The following is a 21,262-nucleotide window of genomic DNA, read 5'->3' as shown; positions in this document are numbered from 1 at the left end:
CCCTCAGATCGCGCCGGTCTCGCCGTCGGTCAGCTCGCGCAGGATGTCGGCGTGCCCGGCGTGCCGGGCGGTCTCCTCGATCAGGTGCACCAGCACCCAGCGCAGCGACACCTCACCGAGCTGCGGGTGCGGCACCACGTGGTCGAGGTCGAACCGCGCGGCGACCCGGCGGGACCGGTCGCAGGCCGCCTCGTACGCGGCCGCGAGCGCCTCGACCGTCTCGCCGGGGCCCAGCGTGAAGCTGGCGTCGGCGTCGGCCTGGGAGGTGAGGTAGACGTCGCCCGGCTCCGGGGCGAACAGGCAGCGGAACCAGTTCCGCTCGACCAGGGCCAGGTGCTTGAGCAGCCCGGCCAGGGTGGTCAGCGAGGGCACCAGACGCCGGGCCGCGTCGGCGTCGGTCAGGCCGCGCGCCTTGCGCAGCACGTTGGCTCGGTGGAAGTCGAGGAACGCGTCGAGGATCGCCCGTTCGTCGCCCGTGCGGGCGATGACCGGACCGAGTGCCGGATCGATCGTCGGGTGCGCCATCCCCGGACCCTAGTACGCGGCGTGTCCGGTTCGCCGCCCCGCGTGATCCCCTGCGCGGGCGGGCCGGTCGGTGCAGGATGGGCGCATGGCTTCCACGGTGCAGATCCCTCTGGTGGGCGGCGCGGCCGACGGCGAGACCGTGACCGTCGAGCTGGACGTCAACGGCCGCCCGCCGCTGACCCACCACCACCTCGGGTCGAAGGGGCTCGCGGAGGCGCAGATCTACGAGCTGGAGTCGGACCACCAGCCGGGCGGGGAGTGGGTCTACGCCTGGCGCGGCCCGGCGGTCTGACGGCCCGGCTCACACCGCCGTCGTCAGCGTGCGGGCCCGGATGCTGTCCAGCACGCTGCGGGTCACCTGGGAGGTGCCGCGCGCCTGCTCGCACACCTCCGCGACCCGGCGCGCGGTCGCGTCGGCCCGGGCCGCCCGCTCGTCCCACAACCGGTCCACCTCGGCCAGCAGCGGGCCCTCCACCTCCCGTTCGACGCCGCGCAGCGCCGGCACGCCGAGCCGCTGGGCCAGGTCGAAGACCTTTCCGGCGTACGGCAGCGGCAGGAACGGCGTGCCCATCATGGCCGCGAAGATCAGGAAGTGCAGCCGCATGCCGACCGCGAGGTCGAAGTGGCGCATCAGGCCGAGGATCTGCGCCGGACGGTAGTCGCCGTGCAGGATCCGGCCCCGGTCGGCGGCGGTCATGTGCGACAGCACGCCGTGGGAGTGCCGGATGTCGTCGCGCTCCATCGGCACGAACAGCACGTACGCGTCGATCCGGTGCACCAGGAAGTCACCGATCTGGGCGAGCAGCCGGTGGTAGCCGTCCACGTCGAGCCGTTCGGCGGCCCGGCCCGGCTCGCGCACGCTGAGCCCGACCAGCCGGGAGCCGGCCGGCACGCCCTCCTCACGCAGCCACTGCTGGGGGAACTCCTCCGGTTCGAGCAGGAACGCCGGGTCGGCGGTCACGGTGATCGGGTTCACCAGACCGGCCTCCTCCAGCACCATCCGCGACTCCTGGTCGCGGACCGTCACCTCGACGGCCTGCGCCAGCGTCTCGCGCACCATGCCGCTGTCCAGCGTGTCGGTGAGCGGGCCGACCCCCACCGCGTACGTGATCAGCGGCAGCCCCCGCTCCTGGGCGACCCGGACCACCCGCAGGTAGCGCCGGGCCTCCTTGTCGTAGAGGATCCCGCCGCCGCCGAGGATGAGCAGGTCGAGCTGGTTGAGCACCGGGGACGAGTCGACCCGGCTGACGCCCTCCCACGGCACCGCCTCGACCTCGGGGTGGGCCAGCGCGGTGTGCGCCGGGTTGCGGGAGAAGACGATGATCCGGGCGTTGGGCTCGTGGCGGCGCAGATCGTCCAGCAGACCCGTGAGGATCGCCTCGTCGCCGAGGTTGCGACCGCCGTAGGAGCCGAGCACGCCGATGGTCAGTCCGGTGCGTTCCCTCATCCGTTGCTCCTTCCCAGGGGCGTCCGCGCCAGCGTTCCCGCTGGCCGCCCCGGGTTAACGCACGGCGAGGAGGCTCAATCGGCGGCGGCGTCGACCAGACGGGAGACGAGGTCCGAGACCACCTGATCGGTGTCGAACCCGGCGTCGATCGAGGTGGTGAGCAGGTCCAGCAGGAGCCCGTCGACCGCGTAGTGCAGCAGCGCCACCTCGTACGCCCCGCCCGGCAGTCCGGCGGCGAGGTGGTGGGCGACGTCGTCGGCGTACCCCCGGCGCAGCACGCCGCCGAGCGCGGCCCGCAGCTCCGGGCGGCGCGCGGCCTCCAGCCGCAGCTCGAACAGCGCCCGGGTGAGGCCCGGCTCGCGGGTGGTGCGCGCGACGATGTCGCGCAGGTAGTCGGTCATCAGCGCGAGTGACGGCTCGCGGCGGCCGAGGTCGGCCAGCACGTCCGGGTCGGGCGCGATCCGGTCGAAGATCCGTTCGGCCAGGCCGGCGAGCAGCGCCGCGCGGGACGGGAAGTAGTTCGAGGTGGTGCCGGTGGGCACGCCCGCCTCGGCGTCGACCGCGCGGTGGGTCAGCCCCCGCGCGCCCGCGTCGGCGAGCACCCGCAGGCCGGCGTCGGCGAGCAGGGTACGGCGTTCCGGATTCCTGGCCACGCGAACACACTAGCAACAACCACGACAGGTGTTGTACATTCATCGCCGAACCACGACAGCCGTCGTGGATCACCTCGGACATCGGAGCCGGTTTGCGCAAGCTCGTGTACTTCGTCGCCAGCACCCTCGACGGCTTCATCGCCGCGCCCGACGGGACGTTCGACTTCCTCCCACTGACGCCCGACCTGGCACCCCACCTGGTGGCCGAGTGGCCCCAGACGCTGCCCACGTTCGCCCACGCCCAGCTCGGCATCGACTCCCCGCCGAGCGGCCGCTTCGACACGGTGCTGATGGGCCGCGGCAGCTACGAGCCGGGCCTGAAGCTCGGTGCCACCAGCCCGTACTCCCACCTGGAGCAGTACGTGTTCAGCCGCTCCCTGCCCCCGGCCGACTACCCGGACGTGCACGTCGTCGACGGTGACCCGGCGGCCCTCGTCCGCGACCTCAAGACCCGCCCGGGGCGCGACATCTGGCTGTGCGGCGGCGGCCGGCTCGCCGGTCAGCTCCTCGACGAGATCGACGAGCTGGTGGTCAAGCTCAACCCGGTGGTCGTCGGCAGCGGCATCAAGCTCGTCGACAGCGGCTTCGACCCGCGACGGCTCACGCTCACCTCGGCGCGCCCGTTCGACGCCGGCGTGGTCGTCCTGCAGTACACGCGCAACGGTTAACCCGCTTGCCCCGGCGGCGGACGGCACGCACCGTGGGACCGTGACGAAGACTCGGCTGCACTGGCACGAACTGCCCGGGCACGTACGCGACGGCGTCGAGGGCATCCTCGGCGACCGGGTGGTGGCGGCGCTGTCGCAGCCGGGCGGCTTCTCCCCCGGCACCGCCGACCGCGTCCGTACCGCCGGCGGGGGCCGGGCCTTCGTCAAGGCGGTCAGCCCGGCGCAGAACGACCGCAGCCCCGACCTGCACCGCGCCGAGGCCCGGATCGCCGCCGCCCTGCCGCCGGACACGCCCGCGCCCCGGCTGCTCGGCAGCTACGACGACGGGCACTGGATCGCGCTGGTCTTCGCCGACGTCGAGGGCCGGCACCCGGTCACCCCGTGGCGGGCCGGCGAGCTGGCCGCCGTGCTGTCCACACTGGAGACGATGGCCGCCGCGCTCACCCCGGCGCCCGCCGCCGCGACCACAACCACCGCCGCCGAACGGCTCGCCCACGACTTCGGCGGCTGGCGGCGCCTCGCCGCCCACCCGCCGGCCGGCCTCGACCCGTGGGCCCGGTCCCACCTGCCCGAGTTGTGCGCCGCCGCCGACCGGGGACTGGCCGCGCTCGACGGCGACACGCTCTGCCACGTCGACGTGCGCGCCGACAACCTGCTGCTCGGCCCGGACGGGTCGGTCACAGTCGTCGACTGGCCGTGGGCCTGCCGCGGGCCGGCCTGGCTGGACACGCTGCTCACCGTCGTCAACGTGCAGGTGTACGGCGGACACGACCCCGACGCGCTGCTGGCCGCCCGGCCGCTGACCGCCGACGTCGACCCGGCCGACCTGACCGGAGTGCTCGCGGGGTTCACCGGCTTCTTCCTCGACGGCGCCCGCCAGCCACCCCCACCCGGCATCCCGACCGTGCGCGCGTTCCAGCGCCTCCAGGGCACTTCCCTGCTCCCTTGGCTGACCCACCGCCTCACGCCCTGACCCGCCGCCCCGCCCCGCCCCGCCCCGCCCCGCCCCGCCCCGCCCCGCCCCGGCGATCTTGCAGTTTCGGCCCCCGGGATGCCGCTTTGGCGCACTTTGTCAGGGCCAGAAGTACAAGATCAACGCGATTGAGAGGGCTGGACGCGCGGCGGTGCACGGCGCGGCTCACCCGGGGGTGGGGACGCCCAGGGGGTCGGCGAAGAGGGGTGAGAAGCCCAGTTCGGCGGCGCCGATCAAGGTCGCGTCGTAGCCGAGCGCGGACACGCGCAGCCGGGCCTTGTCGCGGGAGATGGGCAGCACGTTGGCCGCGATCCGGCTGCGGACGTGGCTGGCGCAGACCGGGAAGACCTCGGTGAGCGTGCCTCCGAAGATCACCACGCCGGGGTTGAACAGGTTGATCACGTTCGCCACGCCGATGCCCAGCCAGTCACCGATGTGCCGCAGCGCGTCCTGCGCGGCCGGTTCTCCGCGCACGGCGGCGGCGACCACGGCGCGTACCGCCTCGCGCCCCTTCTCCTGCGCGGGTCGGCCCGCGACGTCGAGCAGCGCCCGCTCGCCGACCTCGGCCTCCAGGCACCCGCGCGAGCCGCAGCCGCAGGGCCTCCCCTGGTACGGGTTCACGAGCATGTGCCCGACCTCGGAGGCGTACCCGCCGTCGCCGTCGAGCAGTTCCCCGCCCACGATGATCCCGCCGCCCACACCGACGTCGCCGTGCAGGTAGACCAGGTTCTGCACGCCGACTCCGGCGCCGCGCTGATGCTCGGCCAGCGCCCCGAGGTGCGCCTCGTTGCCGACCAGGACGGGCAGGCCCAGGTCCAGCCGCCGGGCCAGCTCGGCGCCGAACGCCTGGTCCACCCACCCCATGTCCGGCCCGAACCGGACCATCCCGTCGCCGGGGCGGATCATCCCGCAGTAGGAGGCGCCCACGCCGACGCACACCGATCCGGGTGGCGCGGCGTGGTGCAGCGCCCGCCCGAAGTCGGCGAGCACCGAGACCACGGAGTCGAGGTCGGCCCCGGCCCGTGGCCGTTCCGCCTCCAGCCGCGCCGACACCACACCGCCGAGCCCGACGCGGGCGGCCACGAGCCGGTCCACGGCGATGTCGAAGGCGATGACGTAGACGGCGTCCGACGCGGGACGCACCACACGGGAGGGACGCCCGGCGCGTCCGCTGCCGCCCGCCGTGACCTCCCGGACCAGGCCGGCCGCCGCGAGTTCCGCAGTGAGTGCCATGACCGTGCTGCGGTTGACGCCCATCCACTCGGCCAGCTCGACGCGCGTGACCGGGCCGGTCAGGTGGACGCGCCGCAGCAGCGCGCCGAGGTTGGCTCTGCGGCTGTCCCCCTGCACGTGCCGGTCCACTGCCAGACCTTTCAGCATCGACCACTCCGTCGGATGGCGACTGGCTTGTGGCCCGAGGATAGTTCCCGCACATCGACGGGGGCCAGCGCCCGCCGCGGGGACGGCCGCCTCAACCATCGAGGGCCCGACCGGCGTTCATTGCGGTGAGGGGGTGGGCATGTCGGAGTCGTTCCGGGAGTTCGTGGTGCAGCGGTCACCCGCGTTGTCGCGGACCGCGTACCTGCTGACCGGCGATCACCAGCTCGCCGAGGATCTGTTGCAGAGCGCGCTGGCCCGCACCTACCGCCACTGGCGGCGGATCCGGGAGGGGGATCCGGAGGCGTACGTGCGCCGGGTCATGTACCACCAGCAGGTCTCCTGGTGGCGCCGTCGGCGGGTGGCCGAACGGCTGGACGCGACGCCGGCCGAGCGCGGCGGCGGCGACCACACCGACGACACGGCGCTGCGGCTGAGCGTGGTGGCGGCACTGCGGCGGCTCAGCGCGCGGCAGCGGGCCGTGGTGGTGCTGCGGTACTACGAGGACCTGACCGAGGCGCAGGTGGCCGAGGTGCTCGGCTGCTCGGTGGGCACCGTGAAGCGGCACGGGCACGACGCCGTACGCCGCCTGCGGGACCTTGTCCCCGACTTTGTGGAGCGGACTCCGGAGAGGAGCGAGCGGTGAGCGTACGTCTGCGGGAGGCGTTGCGGGAGGCGGCGGCCGAGGTGCCCGCGTACCCGGTGCACGACCGGGCGGTGCGGACCGCGCGGCGCACGCGGTGGCGGGCCGCCGCGGCGGTCACGGCGGTGCTGGCGCTGGTGGCGGCCGTGCCGCTGACGGTACGCGGGGACGGCCGGACCGCGCCGGCGGGCTCGGGCGGGGCGGCGCTGCCGGACCGGCTCGGGCTGCCGCCGTTCGGCGCGTTGCGGGCCACCGACCGGCCCGCGCTCGGCCCGGCGTCGGTGGTGTTCAGCGGGCAGGCGCGCGGGCTGACCGGCCTGTTCGACGAGAACGGCACAGTCGGCATCGTCGGGGCGGACGCGGACCGGTACCGGACGTGGACGGTGGGCTTCGAGGTGCCGGCCGGGGAGGGGGTGCTGCTCTCCCCGGACGGCCGGTTCCTCGCGGTGCCGAACGGGTCGCCCACCAGCCCCGGCGTGGACGTGATCGACCTGGTGGGCGGCACGGTCCGGCGGCTGCCCAGCCCTCGGCCGGGCAGCGCGGGGACGACGCCGGCCGGGTGGGCGCCGGACGGGTCCGCGCTGGTGGTCGTGGACACCACGCAGGCGAATCCGGAGGGCAGCTCGTACGTCAACACGCTCAGCCTGGTGCGGCTGGACACCGGCCGGGCGGTCCGGCTGCTGGAGACCACGCAGGTGCCGGGATTCGGCTCGCCGGTGGCGTTCGCCGCCGACGGGTCACGGCTGGCCTTCCAGGTCGGCACGAAGGTGCTCGTGAGCAGCCCGGACGGGCGGCAGCTCTCCTCGTTCCCGCTGCCGCCCGACACCGCGCTCGCCGGGAAGGGGGCCTGGCTGCCGGACGGCTCGCTGGCGCTGGTCGGGCACGAGGTGGCCGCCGACCGGTGGCGGCTGCGCCGGGTCGACACCGACGGCCGGGAGCTGCCCGCGCCCCCGCTGGCCGCCGTCTCGGGCGTGACGGCGATCCGGCTGCTCGGCTGGCTGCCGGACGGGACCGCGTGGGTGGTCGCGTACCGGCCCGAGCCGAGCGCGCCGAGCTGGTACGCCGACGGGCTGGAGATGGACCAGCGGACCGCGTACGGCAACGTGCGGTCGATCCGGGTGCTGGGCCTGACACCCGGTGCCGCCGCTCCGGTCACGCTGCTCACCGCGCCGGACCAGGTGCTCGCCGTCGACGTGGCGGACTCGGTGGTGCACGCCGGCCGGGTCCGCGAGGCCGATCCGCCGTCGGGCCCCGGTGGCCGGGCGTGGTGGGGGGCGGGCCTCGTGGCGCTGGCGCTCGGCGGCTTGGCGGCGTACCGGTGGCTGCGCCGCGGGCGGCGGTGACGCGGGTGTCTCCCCGGCCGGGGAGACACCCGTGCGGTCGGCGCGGAGCGCTACTCCGCTTCGCGGACCGGGCTCTGCGGGACCACCATCACCGGCCGGTGGGCGCGGTGCAGCGTGGCCATGGCGACGCTGCCGAGCAGGATCTTGCGGACCGCGGTCCGGCCGCGCGAGCCGACCACGACCAGGCTCGCCTTGCGCTCGGTGGCGACGGCGGAGAGCGCGTCGGCCACCGCGCGGCCGGGCGCTCCGCCGCCGGCGCGTACGCGCACCATGGTCACCCCGTCGACCGTCTCCGGCGCGTCCCCCTCGTCGCCGTCGACGGCGACCAGGACGATCTCCCGCTCGGGGAAGAGGCGGCGGGCGGCGGCGAGTGCGGCCTCGGACCCGGCGGAGGCGTCCCAGCCGACCACCACCGGGCCGGCGGCGAGCGCGTCGTACTCGTCGGTGAGCAGCGGGTGCGGCACGACGAGCACGGGACGCGGGCTGTAGTGCACGGCCATGTCGGAGACGCTGCCGAGCACCGCGCGGGCGCCGCCGAGGCCCCGGGAGCCGAGCAGCAGCACGTCGGCCTGCTTCTCGTCGGCCAGCTCGGCGAGCCGGAGCCCTTCGCCGCCGTAGCTGCGGCACACGAGCGGCTCGGCGTCCCAGCCGGCGGCGCGGCCCAGCATCACGCCGACGGACGTCATCCGGTCGGCCTCCCGGCCGCCCTCGCGCTCGATCGCCTCGACGAACACGTTGATGTCGCGGGTGCCGGTCCAGAGCCGCTTGCGGAGTTCCTCGCTGGCGAACGGAGGCGTCCACAGATGCCCGATCCACGCGTGCGCGCCGGGGAACAGCAACGCGCCCGCCTCGATGGCGGCGCTGGCGGCCGGAGACCCGTCGTAACCCACCACCACTTGCCTGCCGTGCTCGTCGCTCACCGCACCCAACCTCTCTCACCGACGACATCTCACAAGATCGTATCCGGGTCCGGACCGGGTCCGAGCCGGATCGTCCGCCACGGAATCATCGGTACGCTGGGCGAATGAGCACCCCGGACCTGTCGTACCTACTCGACCACACCAGCCACGTGTTGCGTACCCGGGTGGCGGCGGCGCTCGCCGAGATCGGGCTGACCGCCCGGATGCACTGCGTGCTCGCGCACGCGCTGCCCGAGGAGCGTACGCAGATCCAGCTCGCCGAGATGGGCGACATGGACAAGACGACGATGGTCGTCACGGTGGACGCGCTGGAGCGGGCCGGGCTGGCCGAACGGCGTCCGGCGCGTACGGACCGGCGGGCGCGGATCATCGCGGTGACCGAGGAGGGTGCCCGGGTCGCCGCGCGCAGCCAGGAGATCGTCGACCGGGTGCACGCCGAGGCGCTCGCGAGCCTGCCGGACGACGAGCGGGAGGTCTTCCTGCGCGCGCTGCGGCGCCTGGCCGGCGGCCACCTGGCCACGCCGGTGCAGAGTCCGAAGCCGGCACGCCGCGCCCGCCAATAGTCTCCAAATAGATTGTCTGTAACGGGACTATCCGTTACGGTCCTCCTGTCGCACCTCTCGACAGGAGGACTACATGTCCGCTCCCCGCTCCCGCGGGCTCGCCCTCGGCGTGCTCGCCACCGGCGCCCTGATGACCATCCTCGACGGCAGCATCGTCACCGTGGCGATGCCCGCCATCCAGCGCGACCTGCGCTTCTCCCCGGCCGGCCTGAGCTGGGTGGTCAACGCGTACCTGATCGCGTTCGGCAGCCTGCTCCTGCTCGCCGGCCGGCTCGGCGACCTGATCGGGCGCCGGGCGATGTTCCTCGGCGGCACCGCGCTGTTCACCGCCGCGTCGGTGCTGGCCGGGCTCGCGGAGAACAGCGCCACGCTCGTCGCGGCCCGCTTCCTCCAGGGCGTCGGCAGCGCGGCGGCCACAGCGGTGAGCCTCGGCATCCTGGTCACGCTCTTCCCCGACGCCGCCGAGCGGGCGCGGGCGTTCGCCGTGTTCGCGTTCACCGGCGCGGCCGGGGCGGCCATCGGCCAGGTCGCGGGCGGCCTGCTCACCGACGCGCTGGGCTGGCACTGGATCTTCCTGATCAACCTGCCGATCGGCCTGGCCACGATCACGCTCGCGGTCCGCACGCTGCCCGCCGACCGGGGCCTGGGCCTGGCCGCCGGGGCCGACGTGGCGGGCGCGCTACTGGTCACCGCCGGGCTCGTGCTGGGCATCTACACGGTGGTCACGATCGAGCGGTACGGGGCGACGTCGGCGCACACGCTCGGCCTGGGCGCGCTCGCCGCCGCTCTCGTCGCCGGTTTCGTGGTCCGGCAGGCCACCGCGCGCCGCCCGCTCATGCCGTTGCGGCTCCTGCGCTCGCGCGGCGTCGCCGTGGCGAACGTGGTCCAGATCCTCACCGTCGCCGCGACGTTCGCGTTCCAGGTGCTCGTGACGCTCTACCTCCAGCAGGTGCTCGGCTACGACGCCACGCGCACCGGGTTGGCGCTGCTCCCGGCCGCCGTCGTCATCGGCGCGGTGTCGCTCGGCGTCTCGGCCCGGCTCGACGCCCGCTTCGGCGAGCGGGTCGTACTGATCGCCGGGCTCGTGCTGCTCGCCGCCATGTTCGCGCTGCTGGCCCGGGTGCCGGTGGACGGCCGCTACCTGCGCGACGTACTCCCGGTGATGCTGCTCGCCGGCGGGTTCGGGCTGGTGCTGCCGGCGCTCACCGCGCTCGGCATGTCCGCCGCCCGCGCCGAGGACGCCGGTCTCGCCTCCGGGCTGTTCAACACCACTCAGCAGCTCGGCATGGCGTTCGGTGTCGCGGTGCTGTCCACGCTGGCCGCCGCCCGGACGGCGGACCGGGTCGCGCTCGGCGACGACCGGGCCGCGGCGCTGACCAGCGGCTTCCACCTGGCGTTCGCGGTCGGCGCGGGGCTCGTGGTGGTCGCTGTCGTGCTCGCGTACGCGCTGCTGCGCCCCCGCACGGCGGAGCGCGCCGACGCCCCGGCGCTCGTGGGGTGAGTCAGCCGGGGGTGCGGGCCGGACGGGTGAGGAACGGCAGCACCGCCGCCGGCAGCGCCGGTGAGGCCACCACGTCGTAGTGGGTCAGCCCGGGCAGCACCGCGAGCCGGGACGCGGGACGGTCGCCGTCGCCGCCCGCGTCCCGGTGGCCGCCGCCGAGCAGGCCGAAGAACTCCGCCGCGTGGCTCACCGGGATCTCGTCCGCGTCGGCGAAGACCAGCAGCACCGGCATCGGCAGCGCGGCCACCTCGGCGGACCAGTCGTAGTCCCGCCGCAGCAGTTCCCCGCTGCGGGCCCAGAGCAGCGGCCAGTCCTGCGGGCGGGGCGCGACCCGCGCGTACCGCTCGTACGGCGGGGTGCCGCGCATGCGCTCGGCGGCGCGCTCGTCGTGGGCGGACATCGCGGCCAGCGTCTCCGGGTACCAACCGCGCCGCCGGAACGGCGTGGAGACGAGCACCAGGCGGCGGACCAGGGCGGGGTACTGGATCGCGGTACGCAGGGCCACCCCGCCGCCGAGCGAGTAGCCGAGCACGTCGGCCCGTGGCAGGCCGAGCAGGCGCAGCAGCCCGGCCACGTCGTCGGCCATCGACTCGTACCGCAGCGGCCGGTCCAGACCGCCGGTGCGGCCGTGGCCCCGCAGGTCGACGGCGATCAACCGGCGGCGCGCGGCGAGCGCCTGCCGGACCGGCGCGAACGTCTCCGTCGACCCGTATCCGCCGTGCAGCAGGACCAGCGGCCTGCCGGTGCCGTGCTCCTCGTACCAGATCCGCAGCCCGCCGACGTCCGCATAGGTCACCCGCCGATCGTCGCGCCCCCGGCGCCGTGGCGGGCCCGTTCACGGACCCCCTCAGCGGGACGCGCGGGGGCGGGCGCGCAGGTGGGCGCGTTCGCCCTGGCTGCCGAAGAGGCTGAGGAACTCCACCCCCTCGCTGTCGGCGCGGCCGAACCAGTGCGGGACGCGGGTGTCGAACTCGGCCGCCTCACCGGGTTCGAGCACCAGGTCGTGCTCGCCGAGCACGAGCCGCAGCCGCCCGTTGAGCACGTAGACCCACTCGTACCCCTCGTGGGTCTTCGGCTCGGGCTCGGACCGCCCGCCGGCCGGGATGATCAGCTTGTACGCCTGGATGCCGCCGGCGCGGCGGGTGAGCGGCAGCATGGTCATCCCGAACGCGGCGACCGGCCGCAGGTGGACGCGCGGATCGCCGGTGGGCGGGGCGCCGACCAGCTCGTCGAGCGTGACGCCGTGCGCGCGGGCCAGCGGGAGCAGCAGTTCCAGCGTCGGCTTGCGGCCGCCGGACTCCAGCCGGGACAGCGTGCTCACCGAGATGCCGGTGGCGGCGGAGAGGTCGGTGAGGGTGGTCTCCCGCTCGCGGCGCAGCGCGCGCAGCCGGGGGCCGACCGCGTCGAGGGCCTGGTCGAGGTCGTCGTCCATGCCTGCCAGTTTGCCACATCAGCAACAGAGTTTGCAGTTCTGTCGGGCCTCGCCGCAATCTGGTCGCGGAGGTGGTCACGATGACCGAGAACTACGAGGTACTGGTGATCGGCGGCGGCGCGGCCGGGCTCAGCGGCGCGCTCATGCTGGCCCGGGCACGCCGGTCGGTGCTGGTGGTGGACGGCGGCGAGCCGCGCAACGCGCCCGCCGACGGGGTGCACGCCCTGCTGGGGCACGACGGCGTGCCGCCGGCCGAGCTGCTGGCGCGCGGCCGGGACGAGGTCCGCCGCTACGGCGGGCACCTGACCGAGGGCCGGGTCGAGACGGTGGACCGCGACGGCGCCGGGTTCGCGGTGGCGCTCGCCGACGGCCGCCGGGTACGCGCCGGCCACGTGCTGGTCGCCACCGGCCTGGTCGACGAGCTGCCGGAGGTGCCCGGCCTGCGCGAGCGCTGGGGGCGGGACGTGGTGCACTGCCCGTACTGCCACGGCTGGGAGGTGCGCGAGCGGCCGATCGGGGTGCTCGGCACCGGCCCGATGTCGGTGCACCAGACGCTGCTGTTCCGGCAGTGGAGCGACGACGTGGTCTACCTGCGGCACACCGCGCCGCCGCTCACCGACGAGCAGGCCGAGCAGCTCGCCGCGCGCGGCGTGCCGGTGGTCGAGGGTGAGGTCGCGGCCGTCGAGACGGACGGGGACCGGCTGACCGGGGTACGCCTGCGCGACGGCCGCGCTGTCGATCGCGAGGTGCTGACCGTCGCGCCCCGGATGGTGGCGCGGACCGGATTCCTGGCCGGCCTGGGCCTGCACCCGCAGCCGCACCCCAGCGGGATGGGCGAGTACCTGCCGGCCGGCGAGGCGGGGCGTACCGATGTGCCCGGGGTGTGGCTCGCCGGCAACGTGACCGATCTGTCGGCGCAGGTCGGGGCCGCCGCGGCGGCGGGTGCCCGGACCGCGGCGATGATCAACGCGGACCTGGTGCAGGAGGAGACCCGCCGGGCGGTCGAGGCTCGGCGTGGCGCGCGGGAGGGTGGGTGACCACGAATCGTCCCTAACCTGACAATTCTTCCCCTAGGTTGAGTCGGAGAGGGCAGTCGGAACCTGGGGGGCGACGTGGAGGGCTATCCGGCGATCGAGGATCACGGTCTCATCGGCGACCTCCAGACCGCGGCGCTGGTGACCTGTGACGGGACGATCGACTGGTTCTGCGCGCCGCGCTTCGACTCGCCGAGCATCTTCGCCGCGCTGCTGGACAAGGACAAGGGCGGCTTCTTCCAGATCGCCCCGCACGAGGTCCGGTACGTCACCAAGCAGCTCTACCTGCCCGGCACACCGATCCTGATCACCCGGTTCATCAGCGCGGACGGCGTCGCCGAGGTGATCGACTTCATGCCGGTCACCGGCGAACGGGTCACCGACTCGCACCGCATCGTGCGCATGGTCAACATGGTGCGCGGCAGCATGCGGTTCCGGGTGGAGTGCCGGCCCCGGTTCGACTACGCACGCCAGAGCCACGAGCTGGAGCGGCACCGCAACGGCTACCTGTTCCGCAGCCCGTCGGCGACGCTCACCTTCAACCCGATCGACCCCGTGCGGCAGCTCTGGGCCCAGACCGGCGAGATCCGCATGGAGGGCGGCGACCTCATCGCGTACGGCACCCTCAAGGAGGGCGACACCGGCGGGGTGATCCTGGAGACCGGCAGTGAGGAACCCCGGATCATCCCGCCGGAAGAGGTCCAGGGCATGTTCGAGTGGACCCGGGACTACTGGCGGCGCTGGGTCGAACGCTCCCGCTACACCGGCCGCTGGCGGGAGATGGTCGAGCGCTCCGCCATCACGCTCAAACTCATGACGTACGCGCCGACCGGCGCGATGATCGCCGCACCGACCGCCGCGCTGCCCGAGCTGGTCGGCGGCTCCCGCAACTGGGACTACCGCTACACCTGGGTACGCGACACCTCGTTCTCCGTGCACGCGCTGCTCGGCCTCGGGTTCACCGAGGAGGTCAGCCGGTACATGGACTGGCTCGACGAGCGCATCCGCGAGGCCGGCGACCACCAGGACCCGCTGAAGATCATGTACCGGGTCGACGGCTCGTCGGACCTGCACGAGGAGGTCCTCGACCACCTGGAGGGGTACCGGGGCTCCAGGCCGGTCCGGATCGGCAACGGCGCGGCGGACCAGCTCCAGCTCGACATCCACGGTGAGGCGCTCTACGCCATGCACCTCGCCGACGAGCAGGGCATCCGGGTGTCGCACCAGGTGTGGAAGAGCACCGTGCGCCTGGTCGACTGGCTCTGCCACAACTGGGACAAGCGCGACGCCGGGATCTGGGAGAGCCGCCACCACCCCCGCAACTACACGTTCGGCCGGGTGATGTCCTGGGTGGCGCTGGACCGGGCCATCCGCCTGGCCACCCGCACCGGCCGGCCCGGGGACATGAGCTGCTGGACCGAACAGCGCAACCGGATCTACAACCAGGTCATGGCCCGCGGTTTCCACCGGGAACGCGGCAGCTTCGTGCAGGCGTACGACGAGAACGTGCTCGACGCCGCCCTGCTCTACATGCCGGCGGTCGGCTTCGTCACGCCCAGCGACCCGCTCTGGCTGTCCACGCTCGAGTCGATCGAGCGCGACCTGGTCTCGGACAGCCTGGTTCACCGGTACGACCCGCTGCACTCCCCCGACGGGCTGCCCGGCCACGAGGGCACGTTCAACATGTGCACCTTCTGGTACGTCGAGGCACTGGCCCGCTCCGGCCGGCTGGACGACGCCCGGCTCACGCTGGAGAAGATGTTCACCTTCAGCAACCACCTCGGCCTCTACGCCGAGGAGATCGCCTCCACCGGTGAGCAGATCGGCAACTACCCGCAGGCGTTCAGCCACCTCGCCCTGATCAACTCGGCGCTGGCGGTCAACGACCTGCTCGACGCCGAGGCCCACGCCCGCCTGCGCCGGTAACTCCGGTGATCCCCGGCCCGGCTCCGGGTAGCCTTCACCGCATGAGGTTCCACGCCACCGTCATGAAGCCCTGGTCCCTCCGCTGACGGCGGCAGGGTGACCGGCTTCTTCTGACGTACCAGCTCTGCTCCGCCGTCCTGGCGTTCCCGCCGGGCGGTGTCCTCGCGCTGCCCGGCTCCACGACGAGCCGAAGAGCGGACTGTGAACAACCTCGACAACATCCCTTCATCCCCGTTCGCCTCGAACAACCTGCTGCCCGCCGGGCACCGGGCGCACGTGCGGGCCGACGGCGTCCGCGTCGTGCGCGGCAGCCGGGTCGTGCTGTCCGACGTCAGCGTGACCGTCTCCGCCGGATCGCGCCTGGCTGTCGTCGGCGAGAACGGCCGTGGCAAGACCACGCTGCTCCACGTGCTGGCCGGCATCCTCGCGCCCGACCAGGGCACCGTGGAACGGCTGGGCACGATCGGCGTCGCCCGGCAGAACCTGGAGGCGCGCCACGGCGAGACGGTGGGCACGCTGATCCACGAAGCGGTCCGGGAGTCCGAACGCGCGCTGCGGGCGCTGGACGACGCCGCCGACGCGCTGGCCGAGGGCCGGGCGGGCGCGGACGACGCGTACGCCACAGCGCTCGACGCGGCGACCCGGCTGGACGCCTGGGATGCGCAGCGGCGCGTCGACGTGGCGCTGGCCGGTCTCGACGCCTGCCCGGACCGGGACCGCCCGCTGGCGACGCTGTCGGTCGGCCAGCGCTACCGGGTGCGGCTGGCGTGCCTGCTCGGGGCCCGGGTCGACCTGCTGATGCTGGACGAGCCGACCAACCACCTCGACGCGGCCAGCCTGGCCTTCCTCACCGCGCGGCTGCGCGAGCACCCGGGCGGCGTGGTGCTGGTGACCCACGACCGCGCGCTGCTGCGGGACGTGGCCACGGAGTTCCTCGACCTCGACCCCAGCGCGGACGGCCGCCCGCGCCGCTACGCCGGGGACTACGCCGCCTGGCAGGACGGGCGCAGCCGCGACTTCGCGCACTGGGTCCGCGACCACGAGGCACAGCAGGCCGAACACCGGCGCCTGGCCGACGCGGTACGGGAGGCGCAGGACCGGCTCAGCACCGGCTGGCGTCCGGAGAAGGGCCACGGCAAGCACCAGCGCCAGTCCCGCGCGCCCGGGCTGGTCCAGGCGTTGCGACGCCGGCAGGAGGCGCTCGACGAGCACCGGATCACCGTCCCGGAGCCACCGCAGCCGCTGCGCTGGCCGCCGCTGGACACCCGGGCCGGACTGCCGATCCTGCGGTGCCACGACGTGACGGTGACCGGGCGCCTGCGTACCCGGGTCACGCTCACGCTCGACGGCGGTGACCGCCTGCTGGTGACCGGGCCCAACGGCGCGGGCAAGTCGACGCTGCTCTCCGTGCTGGCCGGCGACCTCGCGCCGTCGACCGGGGAGGTCCGCCACCCGTCCGGGGCACGCGTCGCGTACCTCGGTCAGGAGGTGCCCGACTGGCCGCCCGGGATGCTCGCCCACGACCTGTACGAGCAGCACGTGGGGCGGCTGCGCTCCACCGGGCGCCTCGGCTCCGGCACGCCTCTGCCGCTGGGCGCGACGAACCTGCTAGACGCCGAGGCCCGGCGTACCCCGGTCGGCCGGATGTCGCACGGACAGCAACGGCGGCTGAACCTGGCGCTGCGCCTGGCCGAACGTCCCGACCTGCTGATCCTCGACGAACCCACGAACCACCTGTCCGCGCCGCTGGTCGACGACCTCACCGCGGCCCTGCTGACGACCCGGGCCGCGGTGGTCGTCGCGACCCACGACCGGCAGATGCTCCACGACCTGGCGGCCTGGCCCACGCTGCCGCTCACCGCCGGCGACGCCGGGCCGTCCGGTGACACAGGGTCACGCCTGCCGGAAGGTTGATGGCTTCGAGCGTTATGACTGAGAGGCATATTCATGCCTCTCAGTCATAACGCTCATGCGGTCCTGCTTCCCGGGTCCATCCGACGAAGCGGCGGTGCAGTGCGCCGGCCGGCGCCCAGGGCATGTCCTCGGTGGCCTGCACGAGGTAGGCACCGAGGTACAGGGCCAGCGACACCGGCGCGTCCGCGAACTCCGCGCGCAGCTCCCGCCTCCGGGTGGGGCACGGCCAGGGCAGGTCACAGCCGCCGCGGCTCCAGACCGGCATGACCGGGCCGTGGGTGGGAACCTCGCGGTGACCGCCCGCGCCTGCCGGCTGGTCGCCCATTCCACCTGCCAGCAGGGGTACGGAGTGAGCCGCGCCCACCGATCACTCGTCACTCCCCTGCGGCCAGTGGCCACGGTTGATCGGAATCCGATGCCGCGAACGGCAGGGCAGGTCGGCGCCGCACCGGCAGACCCGTGTCCACCGCCGCCAGCACCAGACCGGCCGATGCCGCCGGGCCAACGTCAACGCGGCGGCGGACAGGTACGGGTCGTACGAGACGCGGCGCTCCCGCGTGGCGTCTCCGTCCGAGGGCCGTTGTCCGCCTCGCGCCTGGTCCAGCAAGCGTCGCCGGGCGATCTCCTGCTCCAGGGCCTGGAGGCGCTCACCGAAGCCGGACACCGCCGACGACGAAAGGCACCGACCGACGAGCCGCCGCAGGAGCAATGGAATCCCGTCCCGGGACAGTGCGGTCCTGAGCCCAATGACGCCCTCGCCGCGAGCCGCCTCAGCAGCGGCGACATGTCGCCTCTCTGTCACCTCTCGGTCCACCGCGTGGATCTGATCGCTCCGGCTCATCGACGGTTCGTCGCCAGTACTCGACATCTCCACCTCCGCCAGGGAAAACATGTGCCCTCTCAGCGCTGCCGGTCCGCAGTGACGTCTGGGCGTCACTGATCGCGACGGCACAAGAGCCGACAGTCCGACTCCATAGGTGACGACATTTAGGCGACATAGCATTATCATGGCGGGCATGACCGCCCCCAACACGGTTCTGCGCGGCGTCCGCACCGGAATGCGCATGAGCCAGGACGACTTCGCCCGCGCGCTCCAAGCCGCCGGCCACCGCGTCGGCGAACCCAACGACGCCAACAAGCGACTCGTCCAGCGATGGGAGTCCGGTGCGATCGCCGCACCGCGCCCCGTCTACGCTCGCGCGCTGGAGGTCGTGACCGGCCTGCCCATCTCACTGCTCGGCTTCGCCGCGGTGCCCGGTGGGCACGTGGCCGACGACCAACACGGTGGCCACGACCTGACCTCACCCGTATCGAGCCTGGCTACGCCCACGCCGACGTCGAAGTCCGCCACGGCCCACAGGTCGTACGAGGGCGTGTGGCTCAGCCGCTACCAGTACTACTCCAGCGGCCGGGAGGAGTCCTTCGCCGGACAGCACTTCGTCGTCCTGTTGCAGCACGGCGACAGGCTGACCGCGCGCAGTCTGCCCGGATCGGCGTCCTCGTCCCTGTCGCTGGACCTGACCGTGGACGGCGCCGTCATCACCGGCACCTGGGTGGAACAGACCGACCCGGCCGGTTACTACCGGGGCGCCCGCTATCACGGGGCGATCCAGCTCCTGGCCGAGCCGACGGGCCGACGGATGGCCGGGAAGTGGGTCGGATTCGGCAAGGACATGGACGTGAACACCGGCCCGTGGGAGCTCGTCTTCCGCGACGCGTCGACCTCCAAGGCGACGCTGGACCGGTACAACACACCGGCGACGTAGCAAGCGCCGCGCCTTCGCCTCGACGTCGGACAGGAGCGGTGCCGCGTCGACTACTCTGCATCGGAACACGGGCACGGCACGGTGCCCAGTTCCAGCGAAGCCGCACGTCGTGCCCGCGATACAACAGGAGAACGCTGTGACAGTCCGCGCCACGGGCCGGCCATTGACCCGACTGGAAGCCGCCCAGGCGCAGGCGGAGCACGTGCTCGGTGCCCGGAAGGCCAAGCGGATCGCGACGTTCGGCAACGGCACGCTGTACGTCAAGGCGGGCACGCTGGCGCAGGTCATGTCCTGGCTCATCGACTTCGTGGTGTGCCTGTTCGCTGTCGCGGTAGGTGTCGTCGCCCTGTCCGTGGTGGACCGCGCGGTGACCCTCTCCGGCGGTGCCCTCGCCGGGGCGGTGCTCGCGTTGTTCGTACTGGTGCCGGTGCTCTACGGCCTCTGCTACGGCAACGGCCGGGCGCTCGGTGCCGTCCTCACCGGCACGCAGCTCGTGCGGGTCAAGGACGGGAGCCGGATCGGCGTCAAGGCATGCTGGGCCATGCTGGTCCGGACGCTGTTCATGCCGGTCCTGTCCGTCGTGCTGGTGGTGACCGCGTTCAGTACCGGTTCCGCGGATGCGCCCGGTTCGCTCGTGCGGACCAGCATCGACCCGGACGCCACCCGGCGCCTCCACGCCGCGGGCATCCGCTGACCCGTCACCACACCGCACCGCGACGGCCGACGCTGCCGCCGTACATCGCCTAGCCTCTCGGGCGTGGAGCACCTGCGCGAACTCGCCGTCCGGTTGGCGATGGACGAACCGGTCGGCGACGACCTGCCGACGGCGGCTGCTCACGCTCTGACCCGAGGCGTCGACTCGCCGGGCCTGCGTGAGCTTGCCGGCCTGTCGAAGGGCCAGTCGCGGGAGGCAGTCGATCTGTTCCGGCAGGCGATGGACGAACTCGGCTCGCCGGTGCCGGACGAGCCCGGCGCCCGGCTGCACCTCATGCGTCAGGCAGCGGCGGACATCGTTGCGGGAGACGGTGACGCCGAGGATCTGTCGTACGAGATCTACTGGCACGCGGCCTATTCCCAGTTGCCGGAACTGCGACCCGTGGCCGATCGCTTCCTGGAGCTGTACGCCGGATGGGGCCCGGCCTTCGACCAGACGGAGGAGGCGATCGCGGCCGCTAAGGTGGCGGCCCTGTCGTTCCTACGCGACCATCCAGCCTGAGCGGCTCCCGCATGTCTCGTCTACCGCAGCGACCGCGCACGGGCAAACGCCAGACGTGATGAGCCATATGCTGCACCCCGAGCGGAAGCGGGGATGCGTGAGGATCGTTGATCGGGTTCGCGGCGGATCATTTGTCGCCGGCGTACTGGTGGTGCTGGGCCTTGCCGGCTGCGTCACACGAGCCGACCCGCCACCGCCTCCGGCGCCCTCAGTGGATCCCGCGCCGTCGGCATCGCCCACCGAGCAGGAGGCGCTGATGGCGACGATTCGCCAGCTGGTCGAGCGGGCCGACGTCGGCGACGACATCCGGGAGCGCACGATCGAGGTCGGCGAGCCCTATGAACCCTGCGACCTGCTCATTGCCGACCCCGACCGGTCGAACGGGGGCGGATTGGAGTTCGATCAGGTGTGGGGCGCGGGCCTGGAGGTCAACCCCGTAGGGATCTTCGTCGACGTCCAGCCCCCGAGAACCCTTCTGAACGTCACGGTGATCGGTCTGCGCGATGCCTCGGCGGCCGCTGCGGCCGCGCGTAGGGCGCGCACCGCACGTTGCCCCAGTAAGGATTTCCGACTCAACATCGGGATGGCCACCGCCCGGTGGGACGCACGCACGATGACCATCGGATCGACGAGCGCGCGGCTGACCACGGCGACGATGAGCCGGGTGAACCCGGAAAACGCGGAAGGAATGCCGTTCCTGCCCGGCGACGCGCGGCTGATCTTCGCGCACGGCTCGCTGCTCATCAGTGTCGAGGCGCTCGCCTTCTGGCCGCCCAAACTGAGCACCGCCACTGACGTCACCGCAACCGCTCAGGAGAAGGCCACGTCCCTGGCAACGATGATCGTCAAGACCGTCTCCGCGCCAGGTTAGAACCGAGCCGCCCCGCCGGCGTCGACACACGCCGGCCGGGTGACTGGCATCAGCGACTGTCATCCATGTTCGCTCAAAAGACCGCAACCCCGAACCACAAGGTGCATTCTCAGCCCACGGCAGAGGACGAGATGGACAACCGTACCGACCCGATCGAAATCATCGCCCGGTATCAGAGAACCAGGGCAAGCAACGGGCCTTAGAGGTCTGGCTCTACAAGACCCACAAGAAGGCTGGCGTGTGACAGTGGAGTCGTCCTCCGTCGACCAGCCGGGCAACGACTGCGGAGTGGTGGCCATCGAGGGCCTGAAGTATCGGATTCGTCCGTCGACTCGGCCACGGGCAGGTCCGAAGGCATCACCTGGACCTGGGAGTTCGACCACGCCGCGTGGGCCGAGCCGATGATCGACGATCACTAGCGCGGGCGACGCACGAATCGGATGGCCGCCGATGCCTTCCTGCCGGCTCTGCGCGCCTCGGCGGGAAACAG

22 protein-coding genes are annotated in these 21,262 nt (G+C 73.2%); 14 read left to right on the top strand and 8 right to left on the bottom strand.

The window, feature by feature from the left end; translation table 11 throughout:
- Positions 1-3: 3 nt before the first annotated feature.
- Positions 4-525 carry a DinB family protein gene (locus tag ACN27C_RS16645; protein ID WP_252454683.1) on the bottom strand — a complete coding sequence of 174 codons (522 nt, stop codon included), beginning with the start codon at positions 523-525 and terminating at the stop codon, positions 4-6.
- Between the two features lie 85 nt (positions 526-610).
- Between ACN27C_RS16645 and ACN27C_RS16640 the strand changes: the two genes are divergently transcribed.
- Positions 611-817, top strand: coding sequence for a hypothetical protein (locus ACN27C_RS16640; RefSeq protein ID WP_030274881.1), 207 nt, complete (start codon positions 611-613; stop codon positions 815-817).
- 9 nt (positions 818-826) lie between these two features.
- Here the strand turns inward: ACN27C_RS16640 and ACN27C_RS16635 are convergent, their stop codons facing one another.
- Together ACN27C_RS16635 and ACN27C_RS16630 are read right to left on the bottom strand one after the other, a co-directional pair.
- The gene (locus tag ACN27C_RS16635) at positions 827-1,972 is read right to left on the bottom strand and encodes a polysaccharide pyruvyl transferase family protein (protein WP_120568660.1); all 1,146 of its coding nucleotides are present in this window, start codon (positions 1,970-1,972) and stop codon (positions 827-829) included.
- A gap of 74 nt (positions 1,973-2,046) precedes the next feature.
- Positions 2,047-2,625 (bottom strand): TetR/AcrR family transcriptional regulator, encoded by a 579-nt coding sequence (locus tag ACN27C_RS16630; RefSeq protein ID WP_350815717.1) that lies wholly within the window; start codon positions 2,623-2,625, stop codon positions 2,047-2,049.
- A 92-nt stretch (positions 2,626-2,717) separates the two neighbouring features.
- Here ACN27C_RS16630 and ACN27C_RS16625 point away from each other — a divergent pair, with 92 nt between their 5' ends.
- Together ACN27C_RS16625 and ACN27C_RS16620 are read left to right on the top strand one after the other, a co-directional pair.
- Positions 2,718-3,293: a dihydrofolate reductase family protein gene (locus ACN27C_RS16625; protein ID WP_422751559.1), complete on the top strand. Its 576-nt coding sequence runs from the start codon at positions 2,718-2,720 to the stop codon at positions 3,291-3,293.
- 40 nt (positions 3,294-3,333) lie between these two features.
- The gene (locus tag ACN27C_RS16620) at positions 3,334-4,266 is read left to right on the top strand and encodes a phosphotransferase (RefSeq protein ID WP_422751558.1); all 933 of its coding nucleotides are present in this window, start codon (positions 3,334-3,336) and stop codon (positions 4,264-4,266) included.
- Positions 4,267-4,431: 165 nt separating this feature from the next.
- Here the strand turns inward: ACN27C_RS16620 and ACN27C_RS16615 are convergent, their stop codons facing one another.
- The gene (locus ACN27C_RS16615) at positions 4,432-5,646 is read right to left on the bottom strand and encodes an ROK family transcriptional regulator (protein WP_422751557.1); all 1,215 of its coding nucleotides are present in this window, start codon (positions 5,644-5,646) and stop codon (positions 4,432-4,434) included.
- Between the two features lie 139 nt (positions 5,647-5,785).
- On the opposite strand from ACN27C_RS16615, the gene ACN27C_RS16610 reads away from it, so the two are divergent.
- A complete protein-coding gene (locus tag ACN27C_RS16610; protein WP_422751556.1) occupies positions 5,786-6,289 on the top strand; it encodes a SigE family RNA polymerase sigma factor in 504 nt (167 codons plus the stop codon).
- Positions 6,286-7,629 carry a hypothetical protein gene (locus ACN27C_RS16605; protein ID WP_422751555.1) on the top strand — a complete coding sequence of 448 codons (1,344 nt, stop codon included), beginning with the start codon at positions 6,286-6,288 and terminating at the stop codon, positions 7,627-7,629. Before ACN27C_RS16610 ends, ACN27C_RS16605 begins: the two co-directional genes overlap by 4 nt.
- Before the next feature lie 50 nt (positions 7,630-7,679).
- On the opposite strand, the gene ACN27C_RS16600 is transcribed toward ACN27C_RS16605, so the two are convergent.
- Positions 7,680-8,549 (bottom strand): universal stress protein, encoded by an 870-nt coding sequence (locus ACN27C_RS16600; RefSeq protein ID WP_422751554.1) that lies wholly within the window; start codon positions 8,547-8,549, stop codon positions 7,680-7,682.
- A 104-nt stretch (positions 8,550-8,653) separates the two neighbouring features.
- Here ACN27C_RS16600 and ACN27C_RS16595 point away from each other — a divergent pair, with 104 nt between their 5' ends.
- Positions 8,654-9,112: a MarR family winged helix-turn-helix transcriptional regulator gene (locus ACN27C_RS16595; RefSeq protein WP_120568655.1), complete on the top strand. Its 459-nt coding sequence runs from the start codon at positions 8,654-8,656 to the stop codon at positions 9,110-9,112.
- A gap of 73 nt (positions 9,113-9,185) precedes the next feature.
- Complete coding sequence (locus ACN27C_RS16590; RefSeq protein WP_422751553.1) at positions 9,186-10,613, top strand: MFS transporter; 1,428 nt, start codon at positions 9,186-9,188, stop codon at positions 10,611-10,613.
- Between the two features lies 1 nt (position 10,614).
- Here ACN27C_RS16590 and ACN27C_RS16585 read toward each other — a convergent pair whose 3' ends face one another.
- Complete coding sequence (locus ACN27C_RS16585; RefSeq protein WP_422751552.1) at positions 10,615-11,409, bottom strand: alpha/beta fold hydrolase; 795 nt, start codon at positions 11,407-11,409, stop codon at positions 10,615-10,617.
- Between the two features lie 51 nt (positions 11,410-11,460).
- On the bottom strand, positions 11,461-12,045 hold the full coding sequence (locus tag ACN27C_RS16580; RefSeq protein WP_091421325.1) for a helix-turn-helix domain-containing protein: 585 nt from the start codon (positions 12,043-12,045) through the stop codon (positions 11,461-11,463).
- An 80-nt stretch (positions 12,046-12,125) separates the two neighbouring features.
- On the opposite strand from ACN27C_RS16580, the gene ACN27C_RS16575 reads away from it, so the two are divergent.
- From ACN27C_RS16575 to ACN27C_RS16565, 3 genes are all read left to right on the top strand, one after another.
- Positions 12,126-13,082, top strand: a complete 957-nt coding sequence (locus ACN27C_RS16575; RefSeq protein WP_422751551.1) for an NAD(P)/FAD-dependent oxidoreductase — start codon at positions 12,126-12,128, stop codon at positions 13,080-13,082.
- A gap of 75 nt (positions 13,083-13,157) precedes the next feature.
- Positions 13,158-15,005 (top strand): glycoside hydrolase family 15 protein, encoded by a 1,848-nt coding sequence (locus ACN27C_RS16570; protein WP_121686635.1) that lies wholly within the window; start codon positions 13,158-13,160, stop codon positions 15,003-15,005.
- Between the two features lie 201 nt (positions 15,006-15,206).
- Positions 15,207-16,919 carry an ABC-F family ATP-binding cassette domain-containing protein gene (locus tag ACN27C_RS16565; protein WP_422751550.1) on the top strand — a complete coding sequence of 571 codons (1,713 nt, stop codon included), beginning with the start codon at positions 15,207-15,209 and terminating at the stop codon, positions 16,917-16,919.
- A 40-nt stretch (positions 16,920-16,959) separates the two neighbouring features.
- On the opposite strand, the gene ACN27C_RS16560 is transcribed toward ACN27C_RS16565, so the two are convergent.
- Complete coding sequence (locus ACN27C_RS16560; protein WP_422751632.1) at positions 16,960-17,184, bottom strand: hypothetical protein; 225 nt, start codon at positions 17,182-17,184, stop codon at positions 16,960-16,962.
- Between the two features lie 742 nt (positions 17,185-17,926).
- Between ACN27C_RS16560 and ACN27C_RS16555 the strand changes: the two genes are divergently transcribed.
- The 4 genes from ACN27C_RS16555 to ACN27C_RS16540 all read left to right on the top strand — a co-directional run bounded on the left by ACN27C_RS16555 (position 17,927) and on the right by ACN27C_RS16540 (position 20,772).
- Entirely contained in the window at positions 17,927-18,685 is a 759-nt protein-coding gene (locus tag ACN27C_RS16555) for a helix-turn-helix domain-containing protein (RefSeq protein WP_350815724.1), read from the top strand.
- 163 nt (positions 18,686-18,848) lie between these two features.
- A complete protein-coding gene (locus tag ACN27C_RS16550; protein ID WP_233586237.1) occupies positions 18,849-19,379 on the top strand; it encodes a hypothetical protein in 531 nt (176 codons plus the stop codon).
- 63 nt (positions 19,380-19,442) lie between these two features.
- Entirely contained in the window at positions 19,443-19,901 is a 459-nt protein-coding gene (locus ACN27C_RS16545; RefSeq protein ID WP_422751549.1) for a hypothetical protein, read from the top strand.
- Between the two features lie 58 nt (positions 19,902-19,959).
- Positions 19,960-20,772, top strand: coding sequence for a hypothetical protein (locus tag ACN27C_RS16540; protein WP_422751548.1), 813 nt, complete (start codon positions 19,960-19,962; stop codon positions 20,770-20,772).
- Positions 20,773-21,262 lie beyond the last annotated feature (490 nt).

Source organism: Micromonospora sp. WMMD1219, assembly GCF_049315215.1.
GTDB classification, from domain to species: Bacteria; Actinomycetota; Actinomycetes; order Mycobacteriales; family Micromonosporaceae; genus Micromonospora; species Micromonospora tulbaghiae.
This window is presented reverse-complemented; position numbering and strand designations above follow the sequence as displayed.

Coding starts and splice junctions, on each gene's coding strand:
- ACN27C_RS16645 (WP_252454683.1), bottom strand. CDS start 525: ATGGCGCACCCGACGATCGATCCGGCACTCGGTCCGGTCATCGCCCGC.
- ACN27C_RS16615 (WP_422751557.1), bottom strand. CDS start 5,646: ATGCTGAAAGGTCTGGCAGTGGACCGGCACGTGCAGGGGGACAGCCGC.
- ACN27C_RS16555 (WP_350815724.1), top strand. CDS start 17,927: ATGGCGGGCATGACCGCCCCCAACACGGTTCTGCGCGGCGTCCGCACC.
- ACN27C_RS16575 (WP_422751551.1), top strand. CDS start 12,126: ATGACCGAGAACTACGAGGTACTGGTGATCGGCGGCGGCGCGGCCGGG.
- ACN27C_RS16580 (WP_091421325.1), bottom strand. CDS start 12,045: ATGGACGACGACCTCGACCAGGCCCTCGACGCGGTCGGCCCCCGGCTG.
- ACN27C_RS16560 (WP_422751632.1), bottom strand. CDS start 17,184: ATGCCGGTCTGGAGCCGCGGCGGCTGTGACCTGCCCTGGCCGTGCCCC.
- ACN27C_RS16635 (WP_120568660.1), bottom strand. CDS start 1,972: ATGAGGGAACGCACCGGACTGACCATCGGCGTGCTCGGCTCCTACGGC.
- ACN27C_RS16590 (WP_422751553.1), top strand. CDS start 9,186: ATGTCCGCTCCCCGCTCCCGCGGGCTCGCCCTCGGCGTGCTCGCCACC.
- ACN27C_RS16610 (WP_422751556.1), top strand. CDS start 5,786: ATGTCGGAGTCGTTCCGGGAGTTCGTGGTGCAGCGGTCACCCGCGTTG.
- ACN27C_RS16640 (WP_030274881.1), top strand. CDS start 611: ATGGCTTCCACGGTGCAGATCCCTCTGGTGGGCGGCGCGGCCGACGGC.
- ACN27C_RS16595 (WP_120568655.1), top strand. CDS start 8,654: ATGAGCACCCCGGACCTGTCGTACCTACTCGACCACACCAGCCACGTG.
- ACN27C_RS16540 (WP_422751548.1), top strand. CDS start 19,960: ATGAGCCATATGCTGCACCCCGAGCGGAAGCGGGGATGCGTGAGGATC.